General features: G+C 69.2%; 13 protein-coding genes. 5 read left to right on the forward strand and 8 right to left on the reverse strand.

The features are described 5' to 3' along the window. Positions 1 to 348: 348 nt before the first annotated feature. The 6 genes from RYH80_RS12365 to RYH80_RS12390 form a co-directional block, all read right to left on the reverse strand. Entirely contained in the window at positions 349 to 2,016 is a 1,668-nt protein-coding gene (locus tag RYH80_RS12365; protein ID WP_370904182.1) for an NADH-quinone oxidoreductase subunit D, read from the reverse strand. Between the two features lie 6 nt (positions 2,017 to 2,022). Continuing rightward, positions 2,023 to 2,730: an NADH-quinone oxidoreductase subunit B gene (locus tag RYH80_RS12370; RefSeq protein ID WP_370904183.1), complete on the reverse strand. Its 708-nt coding sequence runs from the start codon at positions 2,728 to 2,730 to the stop codon at positions 2,023 to 2,025. Beyond that, entirely contained in the window at positions 2,727 to 3,143 is a 417-nt protein-coding gene (locus RYH80_RS12375) for an NADH-quinone oxidoreductase subunit A (protein WP_370904184.1), read from the reverse strand. The genes RYH80_RS12370 and RYH80_RS12375 overlap by 4 nt, the downstream gene beginning before the upstream one ends. Positions 3,144 to 3,251: 108 nt before the next feature. Beyond that, positions 3,252 to 3,884 (reverse strand): 5-(carboxyamino)imidazole ribonucleotide mutase, encoded by a 633-nt coding sequence (gene purE / locus RYH80_RS12380; RefSeq protein WP_370904185.1) that lies wholly within the window; start codon positions 3,882 to 3,884, stop codon positions 3,252 to 3,254. Positions 3,885 to 3,983: 99 nt separating this feature from the next. Continuing rightward, on the reverse strand, positions 3,984 to 5,333 hold the full coding sequence (locus tag RYH80_RS12385; RefSeq protein WP_370904186.1) for a 5-(carboxyamino)imidazole ribonucleotide synthase: 1,350 nt from the start codon (positions 5,331 to 5,333) through the stop codon (positions 3,984 to 3,986). Positions 5,334 to 5,411: 78 nt separating this feature from the next. Next, positions 5,412 to 7,421, reverse strand: a complete 2,010-nt coding sequence (locus RYH80_RS12390) for a flippase activity-associated protein Agl23 (protein ID WP_370904187.1) — start codon at positions 7,419 to 7,421, stop codon at positions 5,412 to 5,414. 124 nt (positions 7,422 to 7,545) lie between these two features. On the opposite strand from RYH80_RS12390, the gene RYH80_RS12395 reads away from it, so the two are divergent. From RYH80_RS12395 to RYH80_RS12415, 5 genes are all read left to right on the forward strand, one after another. Beyond that, entirely contained in the window at positions 7,546 to 8,037 is a 492-nt protein-coding gene (locus tag RYH80_RS12395; RefSeq protein ID WP_370904188.1) for an SHOCT domain-containing protein, read from the forward strand. Positions 8,038 to 8,142: 105 nt separating this feature from the next. Further along, a complete protein-coding gene (gene ribH, locus RYH80_RS12400; protein WP_370904189.1) occupies positions 8,143 to 8,559 on the forward strand; it encodes a 6,7-dimethyl-8-ribityllumazine synthase in 417 nt (138 codons plus the stop codon). Then, positions 8,552 to 9,811 carry a pyridoxal phosphate-dependent aminotransferase gene (locus RYH80_RS12405; RefSeq protein WP_370904190.1) on the forward strand — a complete coding sequence of 420 codons (1,260 nt, stop codon included), beginning with the start codon at positions 8,552 to 8,554 and terminating at the stop codon, positions 9,809 to 9,811. The genes ribH and RYH80_RS12405 overlap by 8 nt, the downstream gene beginning before the upstream one ends. 194 nt (positions 9,812 to 10,005) lie before the next feature. Continuing rightward, entirely contained in the window at positions 10,006 to 10,251 is a 246-nt protein-coding gene (locus RYH80_RS12410; protein WP_370904192.1) for a DUF7979 domain-containing protein, read from the forward strand. A 134-nt stretch (positions 10,252 to 10,385) separates the two neighbouring features. Then, entirely contained in the window at positions 10,386 to 10,805 is a 420-nt protein-coding gene (locus RYH80_RS12415) for a DUF7124 domain-containing protein (RefSeq protein WP_370904193.1), read from the forward strand. A 98-nt stretch (positions 10,806 to 10,903) separates the two neighbouring features. On the opposite strand, the gene RYH80_RS12420 is transcribed toward RYH80_RS12415, so the two are convergent. Together RYH80_RS12420 and alaS are read right to left on the reverse strand one after the other, a co-directional pair. Then, entirely contained in the window at positions 10,904 to 11,194 is a 291-nt protein-coding gene (locus tag RYH80_RS12420) for a transcriptional regulator (RefSeq protein ID WP_370904194.1), read from the reverse strand. A 36-nt stretch (positions 11,195 to 11,230) separates the two neighbouring features. Beyond that, a complete protein-coding gene (gene alaS, locus RYH80_RS12425) occupies positions 11,231 to 13,996 on the reverse strand; it encodes an alanine--tRNA ligase (RefSeq protein ID WP_370904195.1) in 2,766 nt (921 codons plus the stop codon). Positions 13,997 to 14,045 lie beyond the last annotated feature (49 nt).

A 14,045-nucleotide genomic window follows, 5' to 3' on the forward strand; every position in this document is an offset into this window, starting at 1 on the left:
GTCGACGACCGTGCCATCGGTCGGTGCGGTTCGGTTCGCTCGGAGACCGAGCGACGCGTGCGCTACAGTGAGAGCCATCTGGTCGGTACTTGGAGAGACGCCACATAAGACTTCTCAATCGCCCCACTCCGGCGGGCACAGGCGCCCGCTGGCCGGTTTCTCGGGGGCTCCGGCCGCCGGGTCGCACGGGTCCGGGGCTGGGACGTCGAGTGACGCCGACGGGACTCCGAGTGGTCGGTCGGCGCGGCTCGAACACGTCCGAGCGGACAGAGTGACGAGAGAACGGAGCCTCCCGAGCGGACAGAGTGACGAGCGAACGAAACGGACAGAACGGAACGGGCGCCGTCGTCAGCGGTCCACGTCGCCCATGATCGTGTCGAGACTGCCGAGTGACGCGATCAGGTCCGGAATGTGGCCACCCTCGGCCATCACCGGGAGCGACTGGAGGTTCGAGAACGACGGGCCGCGGATCTTGAACCGCGCCGGCTTGTTCGAGCCGTCCGAGCGGATGTAGATCCCGAGTTCACCCTTCGCGGCCTCGACGGCGCTGTAGATCTCCTTGTCCGCCTCCGGCTTCAGGGTGCGGGGGACGTTCGACTGGACCGTGCGGTCCTCCTCAGGCCAGTCTTCCAGCAGGTCGACACACTGCTCGATGATCTTCCCGGACTCCTCGACCTCTTGCAGTCGGACGAGCAGGCGACTGAAGTTGTCGCAGCCGTCCTCGACGGCGACGTCCCAGTCGAGGTTGTCGTAGTAGCCGTACGGGTCGTCGCGACGGAGGTCGTAGTCGATCCCCGATCCGCGTGCGACCGGACCGGTACAGCCGTACGACTTCGCCTCCTCCGGCGGGAGCACCCCGGTGTCGACGGCGCGCACCTGGATGATCTCGTTCGAGGTGAGCAGGTTGTGGTACTCCGCCAGCCGCTGGGGCAGGTCGTCGAGGAACGACCGGATCTTCTCGAAGAACTCCTCGCGCGGCTCCGGCAGGTCCCACGCGACACCACCCAGACGGAAGTAGTTGAACATCAGCCGTTGGCCGGTCAGGTCCTCGAGGATGTTCTGGACGACCTCGCGGTCGCTGATGGCGTACATGAACGTCGCCGTGAAGTCCCCGATGATGTCGAGCGCGTACGCCCCCGTCGCCAACAGGTGCGAGAGGATCCGGCTCAACTCGGCGGCCATCGTCCGGATCACCTGCGCGTACTCCGGCACCTCGATGTCGTTGAGCCGCTCGGCCGCACGCGCGTACGCCCACTCGTTCGTGATCCCGGCACCGCCCCAGTCCCACCGGTCCGGGTACGGCATGATCTGGTGACGGTAGGTGCCCCGCTGACACATCTGCTCCTCACAGCGGTGGATGTAGCCGATGTCCGGCTCCACGTCCGCGACCTGCTCGCCGTCGAGCGTCGCCTTCAGGTGGAGCACGCCGTGGGTCGCCGGGTGGTGGGGCCCGATGTTGAGGAACATCGTGTCCCCGTCGCCCTCGTGGTCCGCCTGCAGCGGGTTCGCGTGTTCCCGCATCGGGACGATCTGCGGCCGGTCCTGGTCGTAGTCCAACGACAGCGGGTGACCCTGCCACGTCTCCGGCAGGAGCAGTCGACGCAGGTCCGGGTGGTCCTCGTACTCGATGCCGACGAGGTCGTACGCCTCCCGCTCGTGCCAGTCCGCCGTGCGGTACTGCCCCGCGGCGGACTCGCTGACGGGGTCGTAGCTGTCCGTCGGGACGACGACACTCACCTCCTGTGTGGGGTCGTCGTACTTCTTGAGGTGGTAGATCGTCTCGTAGCGGTCCTCGTACTCCTGTGCGGTGACACACGAACAGTGGTCGTACCCCGCCTGCGTGCGCAGTCGCTCCAGGGTGTCCTGGACGGCGTCTGGCCGGACGACGAATCCGGGCGCGTTCACGTGGTCGTCGCGGCCGATCACCAGGTCACCGAGGAGCGTCTCCAGCTCCGCCTCGGATCGCTGGACGGTCGTGGCGTCCGTCTCCGGATCGCGTGGGTCTTCGAGACTCATACTCGATCAGGGGCTGTCTGCCCAGTTGTACCGCATGACGAGGTCCTCCTCGTCGATCTGGTCGGCGAGCTGCTCCACGATCTCGTCGCGGTCCAAGTCGCCGAACTGTTCCAACTCGTACGGCTTCACCGTCACCGGTGCCGACTCCCCGTTGGCGATCCGTTCCTGCAGTTTGGTGACGCCGTACACGAGCGCCTCCGGCCGCGGGGGACACCCGGGTACGTGGATGTCGACCGGGATGACCTCCTCGGCACCCTTGACGACGTTGTACCCGTCCTGGAACGGCCCGCCGGAGATGGTACACGACCCCATCCCGACGACGAACTTCGGCTCCGGCATCTGGTCGTACACGCGCTTCATCCGCGGCGCGAACTTCGAGACGACCGTCCCGGGGACGATGATCACGTCCGCCTGTCGCGGCGACGCCCGCGGGACGCCGGACCCGAACCGGTCGAGGTCGTGTTTCGAGGAGTAGGTGTGCATCATCTCGATGCTGCAACAGGCGATCCCGAACTGCAGCATGAACATCGACGACCCCCGCACCCAGTTCATGAACTTGTCGAACTTGGTGAGGATGAACGGCGAGGAGCCGAACGCCTCTCGCAGCTTCGAGTTGAACCGGTTGTCCTCCCCCGACCCCGTCATCCGGGCGTCGCGGGTGTCTGTCAGTACCTCGGTGTCGTCTGTGACGAAGGGTTGATTCTCGCTACTCATGTGTTACGCTCGATTCGGTTGCGGGTGGCACGCGGACTCGAGGCCCACTCGACGACGCCCTGCCGCCAGGCCCAGACGAGTCCGACGACCAGGACGCCGATGAAGACGAGCATCGGGAGCAGGATCGTCGCCAACCCCACGCCCGCCTCCAGTGCGGACTGGTAGATCACCGTCCACGGGAACACGAGGACCGTCTCGATGTCGAAGACGACGAACAACAGTGCGACCATGTAGTACTGGATGTTGAACTGGATGCCCGTCGCCTCGCCCGTCGGCACCTCGCCGGACTCGTACGTGCTCCGTTTCCCCTGTTCCGGCACGCTCGGCCGGATGACCCACGACGCGGCCATCATCCCGAGGGGGATGCCCACGCCGACGACCGCCAACGCGCCGATTGCTATCCATGAACTCATACCGGGTGCTCCGTAGTGTGTCGGGCTTGGTGAGGGGACTACATAAGCGCTTCACCTCGGGGGTTTCGACGGTCCCACGGTCGATTCCCGTCCGCGATGTCGCGGTCGTCAGTCTTCGCCGCCGTGGGAGTCCTCACCGGCGCGGAACCTCTCGACTCCCCCGTCGTGGAGCCGTCGCGACACGTCCGCCACATCGCCCTGCAACTCGTCGTGGTACGCCACCAGTCGCTCGCGCAGTTCCGCGTGCTCGCGCGACAACACTTGGACTGCCGACAGCGCCGCGTTGAACGACTTCCCGGCGTCGACGGCGACCAGCGGCGCGCCGGTCGGCATCCCGATCACGGAGTCGACGGACTTCTCTTGGACGGGGACACCGATCACCGGTACCGGGTAGGCGAACGACGCGGTGACGTTCGGCAGGTCGGCGGACTTCCCGCCGGCACCGGCGATCACAACGTCGAGTCCGCGGTCGCCGGCCGTCTGCCCGTACGTCGCCATCAGGTCGGGTGTGCGGTGTGCCGAGACGACGTACGTCTCGTAGCTGAACCGCTCCTCCGGGGGGTCGTGGAAGTCGGTCTGTTCGGCGAACCCCAATCGGTCGAGCGCGTCGAACGCCCCCTGCATCGTGTCGAGGTCCGAGTCCGACCCCATGATCACGCCCACGTCGGGCGTCGTCGCCGGGTCGGTGTCTGCTGCCGCCTCCGATTCGAGTCGGTCGATCAGGTCGTCGACTGTCGTCATCTGTGTCTCGTGTGGTGTGTGTCCGCGGTGGTCGGTCGTTCGACTCCCCTCTCGGTCGTATCGTCCGGTTCGAGTGTCCTGTGTCGGGGGTACCGTCTCCTACTCGTCGGCCTCGGCGACGGGGTCGAAGCGGAGGCCGTCGGCCAACTCGCGGGCCTCCGAGAGGACGGCCTCGGGGAGGTCCGAGCGCGAGACGGTGACGTGGCCCACCTTCCGGAGCGGGTAGACTGCCCGCTTCCCGTACCAGTGGAAGCCGGCGTCACTCGCCGCGAGCACGTCGTCGACACCACGGAGGACGACGCCGGTGTCGTCCACCGAGCCGTCGGGACCGTTCTCGGAGTCGCGAGTGTCGGCCGCCGATTCGCCGGTGCCGTCTCCGGCGCCGTTCGCGCGCACGTCCGCCGCGGCGCCGGTGTCGAAGCCGACGACGGCGGGCCGCCCGTCGGCGACCGTCGCCAACGCCTCGCCGCCCAGGAGGTTCGCGGTCGCCGTCGGCGCCCGTGGCTCCGTCTCGCCCAACGGGAGGCCGAGCACGGCACGCACGTGGTGTTCGAACTGCGAGACGGGAGCACCCTCGATACTCCAGTGCCCCGAGTTGTGTGGTCGTGGCGCGACCTCGTTCAGCAGGATCTCCCCGTCGCTCGTCTCGAACAACTCGATCCCGTAGACGCCGCGACCCTCCAGCACTTCCAGCACGTCGCGTGCGACCGCGCGGGCCCGCTCGGCCACCGCGTCGCTCGTCCGTGCCGGGACGAGCGTCTCCCGGAGGATCTCGTCCTCGTGGATCGTCTCCGTCGGCGGGTACGTCCGCACTTCGCCGTCGCCGACGACGCCGATCACGGACAGCTCCCGGTCGAAGTCGACGAACGCCTCGGCGACGGCACCCGCCCCGTCGGTGTCTGCACCCACCGCCGCGAGTCGCTCGGCGGGGTCGTCGTCCGGCCCCACGGGGACGTTGCCGCGGCCGTCGTAGCCGCCGGTCCGCGCCTTACACATCACTCGGCCGAACGTCGCGACCGCTTCGCTGAGGTCGTCGACCGTCTCGACGGCTCGGTAGTCCGGGAGCGGGACGCCCGCCTCGTCGAACGTTCGCGTCTGGACGAGTTTGTCGCGGATCGTCCGCAGCGTCTCGGGGTCCGGGTGGACCGGCGTGTCGTGTGTCGCGGCCGCCTCCGCCAACGCGTCGGGGTCCGCGAGTTCGATCTCCACCGTGACGGCGTCGCTGCGACGCGCCAGCTCGTCGATCGCCGCCGCGTCGTCGAACGACCCCTCGATCTGGTCGGCGACTCGCGAGGCCGGACACCCCGGCGTGGGGTCGACGACGACTACGTCGACACCCAGTGGCGCGGCCGCCTCCGCGAGCATCCGACCGAGCTGTCCCCCGCCGACGACTCCCAGCGTGTGGGCGGAACTCGCCTGCACACCTCGCGGTTCGCCGGAGTCGTGCATAAACGTTGCCGAACTCGCCGTCGAGGTGTGCACGTTCGTGCGTCCACGCAGGTCACTTCGGCCGGGGGTCCCGGTGGTTCACGCCGCGGTCGACGCGTCCCGTGCGTCCGCCAACGCCTCGTCCTCGACGAAGATCACCAACTCCTCGTTGCGGAGTTTGTACCGGTGTTCGTACGCCGTGTAGCCGTCGAGTCGCGTCGCCAACTCCTCGCGGTCCCAGTCGAACGCGACCACGACCGGCGGTGGGTCCGCCGGGAGGTCGTCGAAGCGTGCGTCTGGTGGCGTACTGGTGACGTTCGCGTCGACCCGTTCGAGGTACCACGGCATCGGGAGCCGACTGTGCCAGAAGGCGATGGGTGGTGCACGGTCCAGTCGCGACTCGTTGGCGACCCACAGCCGTGTGTCGTCGCGCTGTGGGACGGAGGTGCCGACGTACAACACGTCGTGGCCCTCGTTGTGTCGTGCGACGGTCTGGACGCGCTCGAGTGTGGGCTGGATCTCGTTGGCGGGTTGGGCCCACTGGAGGATCGCGGCGTCCTCTTGCGTCGAGGCGTTCCAGTAGTCGACGTTGGCCGCCGCGACGCCGCCACCCGCCGCCACGAGCACCACCACTGCGAGCCCGACGGCGACGCCGTCCTCGGCGGCCAGCGCCCCGTCGAGTCTGTCGACCAGGTGGACGAGTCCGACCCCGGCAGGGATCGCCAGCGGGACGACGACGTGGACCGCGAGCCACGGCGCCTGGATGTCCGTTCCGACGGGGTAGCCGAGCACCGACACGGCGGCCCAGTAGGTACTGAACGCGACCAGCGGGCGGTTCCGGCCGCCGTAGCCGTCCGCGAGGAACCCAACGACGCCGAGCGCGACCGCCACCGCGGAGCCGTATCCCAGCGTCTCGACGAGGTCCCAGACGAACGCCGGGTACGGGTTCCCCTCGCCGGCCGACACCCAACTGTCGACGAACTTCTCGGCCGCGCCGAACGTGGCGGCCTCTACCACCGGCGCCAGCGGCGCCGCGCCGCCCAGCGCCCGCCACAACTCCGGCCGTGGCGCGTAGAAGAACGCCGCCACGCCGACGAACGTCGCCACGCTCGCGACGGTCACCACCGGCACCCACACCGCGAGGTGGACCGCCGCGGCGGTCGTGTCGCGGTCGACGCGCCGGGCCACGGTCGCCCTGAGTCGGCCGCCCGCCGTCCACGCCACGGCGGCGCGTAGTCCCGACACGACGGCGTCGACGAGCGCGTCCACGGCGGAGCCGGTCCGCGAGGCGACGGCGACGAGTCGGTGGTCGACGAGCAGCACCGCCGCGCCGACGAGACAGAGCACGTACACCAGCGCGTTCTCCTTGGCGGTGAACGCCAGCGCGAGTGCGGCGGCCGCCGGCACAGCGTACAGCCCGTTCCGTCGGTCGATGGCCGCCACCGCCAGCGCGAACGCGGTGAACGCGAACGTCGCCACCACCACGTCCGACCGCATGAACCGGCCGTAGTACACCAAGATCGGGTCGACCGCGAGCACGAGGGCGACGGCGACCGTCTCGCGGTCCGACAGTCGGTCACGCAAGAGCAGTGCGGTCGCCGGGAGCAGCCCGCCCAACACCGCGACAGGGAGCCGCGCGGTGAAGTCCGACGGCGACAGGACCTCGAACAGCGCGTTGCCGACGACGGGGAGGAACGGGCCGTGGATGATCGGTCGGTAGAAGAACTCGCCGGTGGCGTCGAACCGGAGGATCCAGTAGCCGACACGCCCCTCGTCCCAGTGGAAGACGCGTCCGCCGAGACCGACGAGTCGCAGTGTCAACGCGGCGAGCACCACCAGCCCGACGACGAGGTGGAGTCGTCCGGCGAGGAGGCCGCCGGTGCCGAGGCGGGTCGACAGCGAGGAGCCCGCCGTCGTGTCTGCATCGGACGGGTCGGCACCGTCGCCGGCGGGTGTCGTCTCTGCGCCAGACGAGTCGGTAGTGTCGGCGGCGGGTGTCGTCCCCGTGTCGGACGAGTCGGCACCGTCGTCGGCCGCTCCGGACCGCTCGGCACCGTCCGCGCCCACCGTCGCGTCCGAGGCGTCGTCGTCGGTGCCGTCGTCACTCATCGCCGTCTCTTCGCGTGGCACCGGTAACGAATCTTGTGATCCACCCGCCACTGGGTCGCCGGCTCGGCCGACATCTCCGACACCGTGGGGGAGGTTTTAACAGACGGTTCGCCGTTGCGCCGGTATGGACGACGAGACGGCACTGGACCGACTCCGAGACAACCTCACCGGTATCGTCTCACTGTTGGTCACCGGCGTCTGGATGACCGGGCTGTTCACCGGCCAGGAGTGGTGGCTCCCCGCCCTGATCGTCGGGTACGCGGTCGTACTTCCACTCGTCGGAATCCTCGCGGGCGAGGACACCGACGCCGACGACTGGGTCGACCTCGGTGACTCGCAGTCGGCCGACACGAGCGAACGGCGACGCACGGAGCACGACGAGGCCGACGGGGGGTCGACGAAGGACGCGTTGGAGACGCTGCGAGAGCGCTACGCTCGCGGCGAGTTGACCGAACAGCAGTTCGAGCGGAAACTCGACCGCCTCCTCGAGACGGAGAGCGTCGAAGACGCCGAGGCGTACCGCCGGCGAGCCCGCCGCGATGTCGACGGACCGGAGCCGCGGGAGACGACAGACGCTGCCGATCGAGGAGACGAGCGCGAACGGGAACGCGAGTGAGACGGAGGCGGTCGTGCGGACTCCGGTGTAGTGGTGGCAGAGTCGGTCACGGCGAGTACGGAACCGAGCGGTACGCCTATGTCTCCGCGGTGACGACCGTGGGTCGTGAGCGACGTAACACTCGGGTTGGTGGTGGCGCAGTTCAACGCGTCAGTCACCGAACGGATGGCGGAGTCGGCGCGCGGGGCGGCCGACGAACGCGGCGCGACGGTGGTCGAGCAGGTCGAGGTCCCCGGGGTGTACGACACGCCGTTGGTCGCCGACAGGCTGGCACGACGGGCGGACGTCGACGCCGTCGCGGTGATCGGCGCGGTCGTCACCGGTGACACGGACCACGACGAGGTGGTCGCGGACGCCGCCGCGAAGAAACTCTCCGAGGTGAGCCTCGAACGCGACACGCCGGTGACCTTCGGCGTCTCCGGCCCCGGACAGAGCGGTGCCGAAGCGCGCGAACGGATCGAGAAGGGTGCGGAGGCGGTCGACGCGGCACTCGACGTGCTGGAGGCACTCGAGGATGTCTGAATCGCACGAGGACGACCACCCGACGGACGCCGACCGGCAACCGGCCGACGACACGACGGCATCCGATCTCCTCGCGACGGACGGTGGCGAGGCCGCGGCTGCCTTCGAGTTCGCGACGAGCGAGCGCGTCGGGCGGGTGGAGCCGTCCGCGACGCTGGCGATCGGTAATCGCGCGGCCGAGTTGGAGGCCGACGGGATCGACGTGGTCGACCTGTCGGTCGGTGAACCGGACTTCCCGACCCCCGAGAACGTCGTCGAGGCGGGGAAAGCCGCGTTGGACGCCGGTCACACCGGCTACACATCCTCGAACGGCGTTCCCGAACTGAAGGAGGCGATCGCGGAGAAACTCCGTGGCGACGGGATCGACGCGACCGCCGACGAGGTGATCGTCACCCCCGGCGCGAAGCAGGCACTGTACGAGACGGTCCAGTCGCTCGTCGACCCGGGTGACGAGGTCGTCTTACTCGACCCGGCGTGGGTCTCCTACGAGCCGATGGTGAAACTGGCCGACGGGGAGACGACCCACGTCGACACCGCTCCCTCCTTCGACCTGGAGCCGGCACTCGACGACCTGGCGGCCGCCGTGGACGACGAGACGGAACTGCTCGTCGTCACGACGCCGTCGAACCCGACCGGGGCGGTGTACTCCGAGGCGGCGCTGCGTGGCGTACGTGACATCGCCGTCGAGCACGACGTGGCGGTGATCGCCGACGAGATCTACGGGGAGATCACCTTCGACGGCCGCGAGCAGACGAGTCTCGCGAGTCTCGACGGGATGGCCGACCGCACGGTGACGATCAACGGCTTCTCGAAGGCGTACTCGATGACCGGCTGGCGGCTCGGCTACCTCCACGCGACGGGGTCGCTGGTCGGCGAGGCGGGGAAACTCCACTCACACTCCGTCTCGTGTGCGACGAACTTCGTCCAGCGGGCCGGGATCGAGGCGCTGGAGAACACCGACGAGGCGGTCGCGGAGATGGTCGACGCCTTCCAAGCGCGACGCGACCTCGTCGTCGACCTACTCGCGGACGCCGGCGTCGCGGTGGACCCGCCGGAAGGGGCCTTCTACATGATGGTCCCGGTCGACGACGACGACCAGACGTGGGCGGAACGCGCCATCGACGAGGCCCACGTCGCCACGGTGCCCGGCAACGCCTTCGGCGCGCCGGGGTACGTCCGGATCTCCTACGCCGCCAGCGAGGCGCGTCTCCGCGAGGGGATCGACCGACTCGTGGACCACGGCCTGCTGTAACCGGCGCTCCGCCGTCGACATCGCCTTCTCTCGGCGCCTGTTCGTCCCCATCTCGTCTCTCTCACCAGTCGGAACGACCCGTCAGTACCCAGTCCCCCCGTCCACGCCACCACGCGACCACGCCGCCGTCTCCGGGTACCGAGACACGTTCACGCGGGGGAAGATTCAAGTAGTATCTTGCAGTACGGTAACGTGTGACATCCGACGGCCCGACCCTGACGGTGGAGCGAGCGGCGGAGGTGTCCGAGGAGACGACGGTCCGGCACGTCGACCAGTTGTCGGACGCGACACGTCGTGCGCTACGGACGCTCGCGGACGGCGAGACGCGCCCGGTGCCGGGGCTGGAAGCCGGCGAGATCGTCGTCGCCACCACGTACTACCGGGTCGCGTGTGTCGAGACGCCCGCGGAGGAGGCGGAAGCGGAGACGGTCCGCGCCTGAGGCGGCCGGTTCGCGGCCGGGGTGGTCGCGTCTCTCTCGGTTCCCGTGTGACGGCCCGACACCTCCGAGCGACGGGTTCGTCCGATTCGGGCGGGACCGACACCGTTTTCGGCGGCTCGCGCCGAGCGTGTGGCATGGACGGCGGAGCTTCCTCAGACATGACGCTCGCGTTCGAGTTGGAGGCGTTGAAGTCGCTCGCCGACCCGAACGCGGTGTTCAACGACGCACGGAAGTGGACGGAGTACGTCGGCGTCGTCTCCGAGAAGCCGACGTACGTCGTCACCAACTTCACCCGCAAACACCGGGTGCGACAGGACTTCTTCTCCGGCCCACGGGGTGTCGCCGAGTCGCTGGAGAACGTCGGCGAGCAGTTCGACACGGACCGGCACGTCTTCGTCGGGACGACGGACGAGGACGCCGACCTCGCCGACTCGGTCGGCTGGGAGTACGTCGACCTCGAGACGGCCGCCGACGCGGCCGGCTGGGACGTGGCCGTCGGCGGCGAGGCCGACGACCCCTTCGAGGACGACGCCGGGCGCGACGACTGGCCCTGACGCGAGACGAGACCGACGGGCGGGGAGACACCGACGAAGTCGAGACGGCACCGACGAGCGTGACGACCCCGACGGCGGCCCGCTCACCTGCCCCCTTCTCACTCGGCGGGTTCGACGGTGAACCGTGCCGGCGCGAGGTTCCCGCTGCGACACGACGGACACTGTGAGGGGTCGTTGACGGGGTCGTCGAAGCGGTCGAACCCACAGTCGCGACACTCCGGCGGGGCGACGAGGAACTGTTCGCCGTCGCCGACGGACGCGGCGACGTGTTCGAGGTGGCCGTACACCTGTGGCTCCGGCACCTCCAGCGCCGCGGCCAACTGCGCTGCCGTCGCCGGCTCGTCGCGCAACTGGTCCGCGATCCGCTCGCGTGTGGTTCTGTTTGGCATCGGCTGCTCCGTGTGGTGAGTCGCGTCGTTCTCCACTCAGGCGTCGCGGACCGCGGTCAACACGTCCGGTGCGGCCGCGAGCGCGTCGTCCAAGGCGTCGACGTCCGGTCCACCGCCCTGTGCGAAGTCCGGCGGCCCGCCACCGCCTCCCCCGACGCGACTCGCGAGTTCTGCGACGACCTCGCCGGCGTCGACGCCGACACCCTCGGGGACGCCGACGACGAACGTCGCCGACCCGCCCGCGCCGGAGCCGAGCACCGCGACGGTGCCCTCCTCGACGAGTGCGTTCGCGGTCGCCCGCAACTCCTCCGTGTCGCCGTCGACACGTCGGACGACGGCCTCGGCGTCACCCACGTCGACCGTGTCCCCGGTCGCCGACGCCCGCACCTCGGCGAGTTCCTGCTTCAGGCGCTCGATCTCCTTGCCGCGCTCCTTCCACTCCGTGAAGAACCGCTCGGCCGTCTCGGGCACGTCCAGCGGGTCCACGTCCAACACGGCCGCGGCCTCGTACAGCGCGTTCTCCTCGCGGTGGGTCGCCTCGATCGCCGCGTCGCCGGCCGCGAACACCAGCCGCTCGACCCCGTCCTGGACGGGCTCGGTCGTCGACAGCTTGATCACACCCAGGTCGCCCGTCCGGGCGACGTGTGTCCCGCCACACGCCTGCACGTCCGGTCCGACTTCGACGACCCGGATCTCCTCGCCCGGGGGGATGCCACCCTGGTAGAGGTCGAAGCCGTACTCCGCCTCCGCCTCGTTGCGGCCGGGCCACGACTGCGTCACCGGGACGTTCTCGCGCACGAGCTCGTTCGCGACGCGTTCGATCTCCTCGACCTCCGTGCGGGTGATCCGGTCGTAGTGCGTCACGTCGAGCCGCGCCGAGTCGACCCCCTTCTGTGCGCCAGCTTGCCGGACGTGGTCGCCCAACACCTGCCGAGCGGCGTAGCCGACGACGTGTGTCGCCGTGTGGTGGCGCATCAGCCGCCGGCGGCGGTCGGCGTCGAGTTGGCCGCGGACGAACTCGCCCGTCCCCGGGTCGGCGTCCGTCCGGTGGAGCACGACCCCGTCGTGGATCTGCACGTCGGTCACGTCGACGGTCGTCTCCTCCGTCGAGAGCGTCCCGTGGTCGGCGGGCTGCCCACCGCCCTCCGGGTAGAACATCGTCTGGTCGAGCACCACGTCGAAGTCGCCGTCCGCGCGCTCGAACACGTCGAGGACGACCGCCTCGAACTCCGTCCGCTCCTGGTCGTCGTAGTAGAGCCGGTCCGTCTCGGGCAACTCCGCGACCCGCTCGTCGCGCTCGCTCGTCGCCGTCCCGCCGGTCGCGGCGTCGTGGCGCTCGGCGACGAGCCCGTAGAAGTCGTCGGGCACGTCGACGGCGGCCCCCTCCTCGCTCGCGATCTCCGCCACGGTGTCCGGCTGGATCCCGTGGGAGTCGTACAGCTCCACCAACTCCTCGGTCGGTACCGGCTCGTCGGCGTCGGCGTACTCCTCGGCGAGTTGCCGGACGCGCCGCCGGCCGCGTTCGAGCGTCTCGCGGTACTTGCGCACCTCCGTCCGCACCACGTCGCGGATCAGGTCGCGGTTCTCGTAGCCGAGCCGCTCGGCCTGCATGTCGACGAGTTCGTCCAACGGCGCGTCGATCCCAACGCGGTCGACGAGTCGCTTGGTGCGGCGCAACACCATCCGGGCGAGGTACCCCGTCCCGACGTTCGAGGGGACGATCTCGTCGCCGAACATGTACGCCAGCGTCCGGCAGTGGTCGGCGACCGCGTAGATGTCCTCCAACGGCTCCAACAGTTCCGTCAGGCGGTCGGCGTCTACGTCGAGTTCGTCGGCGATCTCCGCGCGGGCCGCCGCGAAGTCCTCCACGTCGTCGATGTCGAGTTTCCCGGCGAGCTTCGACGCGCGGTTGATCAGCGCCGCCTCCTCGTCGGTGTGTTCGATCCCGGCGTTGTCCTTCAGGAACTCGATCGCCTCCGGGTACACCGCCTCGTACACCGTCGGCGTCCCCTGACTCATCCAGGTCCACCGCTCCAACCCGTAACCGGTGTCGACGACCCGGCGATCCATCTGGGTGTAGCGGTTGCCGTCCTTCATCTCGTACTCCCCGTCCGGGTCTCGCTCCATCGACATGAAGACGAGCGTCGCCAACTCGGCACCGCGGTAGATCACTTCGAACGCCGGCCCGGCGTTGCCGCCGCCGACCCACGGGTCCTCGATGAACGTCAACTCCGAGAGGTCGACGCCGAACTCCGCGAAGAACCCCTCACAGAACTCCACACACTCGTCTTTCCAGTACACCTCTCCCTCGTAGGCGTAGTCGGTGTCGGGGTCGGCGTTGAACGCGTGGTGGCCCATCATCTCGAAGGCCATCGTGTGGCGGCCGGTCCGGCCGACGTTGTCGATGTCCTGCATCCGGATACACGGCTGGGACACCGCCAGCGGGTTCGCCGGCGGCGGGGACTGCCCGCTGGTGACGTGTGGCTGGAAGTCGTAGATCGACGCCTGCGTCAAGAGCACGTCGTCGCGCCAGCGGTTCGCGGCGACGGGGTACGGGGAGACGCGTTCGTGGTCGTGGGCCTCGAAGTACGAGAGGAACGCCTCTCGCATCTCTTCGAGGGTGTACTCGCGGTCGAAGCCGGGGTCGTCGACGAAGGAGTACTCCTCGCAGGGTGGTTCCCCACACAGCTCGCGGTCGTGGTCGCGGGTCCAGAAGTGCGCACCACAGGAGGAACACTCCGTCCGAGTGAACCCCTCCTCCTCGAAGTAGTCCAGTCGGTACGCTTCGGTGAGGTCGGTCATTCGGTCGTGTCTTGGTCCGTCTCTCCGCAAAAGGGTTCCGGGTACGGAG

The sequence above is a fragment of the Halobaculum sp. MBLA0147 genome, from assembly GCF_041361345.1.
In the GTDB taxonomy this organism is placed as follows: Archaea; Halobacteriota; Halobacteria; order Halobacteriales; family Haloferacaceae; genus JAHENP01.

What these genes read in the sequence shown, in the direction of transcription:
- RYH80_RS12365 (WP_370904182.1), bottom strand. Translation starts at nt 2,016, where the DNA reads ATGAGTCTCGAAGACCCACGCGATCCGGAGACGGACGCCACGACCGTC.
- RYH80_RS12370 (WP_370904183.1), bottom strand. Translation starts at nt 2,730, where the DNA reads ATGAGTAGCGAGAATCAACCCTTCGTCACAGACGACACCGAGGTACTG.
- RYH80_RS12375 (WP_370904184.1), bottom strand. Translation starts at nt 3,143, where the DNA reads ATGAGTTCATGGATAGCAATCGGCGCGTTGGCGGTCGTCGGCGTGGGC.
- purE (WP_370904185.1), bottom strand. Translation starts at nt 3,884, where the DNA reads ATGACGACAGTCGACGACCTGATCGACCGACTCGAATCGGAGGCGGCA.
- RYH80_RS12385 (WP_370904186.1), bottom strand. Translation starts at nt 5,333, where the DNA reads ATGCACGACTCCGGCGAACCGCGAGGTGTGCAGGCGAGTTCCGCCCAC.
- RYH80_RS12390 (WP_370904187.1), bottom strand. Translation starts at nt 7,421, where the DNA reads ATGAGTGACGACGGCACCGACGACGACGCCTCGGACGCGACGGTGGGC.
- RYH80_RS12395 (WP_370904188.1), top strand. Translation starts at nt 7,546, where the DNA reads ATGGACGACGAGACGGCACTGGACCGACTCCGAGACAACCTCACCGGT.
- RYH80_RS12405 (WP_370904190.1), top strand. Translation starts at nt 8,552, where the DNA reads ATGTCTGAATCGCACGAGGACGACCACCCGACGGACGCCGACCGGCAA.
- RYH80_RS12415 (WP_370904193.1), top strand. Translation starts at nt 10,386, where the DNA reads ATGGACGGCGGAGCTTCCTCAGACATGACGCTCGCGTTCGAGTTGGAG.
- RYH80_RS12420 (WP_370904194.1), bottom strand. Translation starts at nt 11,194, where the DNA reads ATGCCAAACAGAACCACACGCGAGCGGATCGCGGACCAGTTGCGCGAC.
- alaS (WP_370904195.1), bottom strand. Translation starts at nt 13,996, where the DNA reads ATGACCGACCTCACCGAAGCGTACCGACTGGACTACTTCGAGGAGGAG.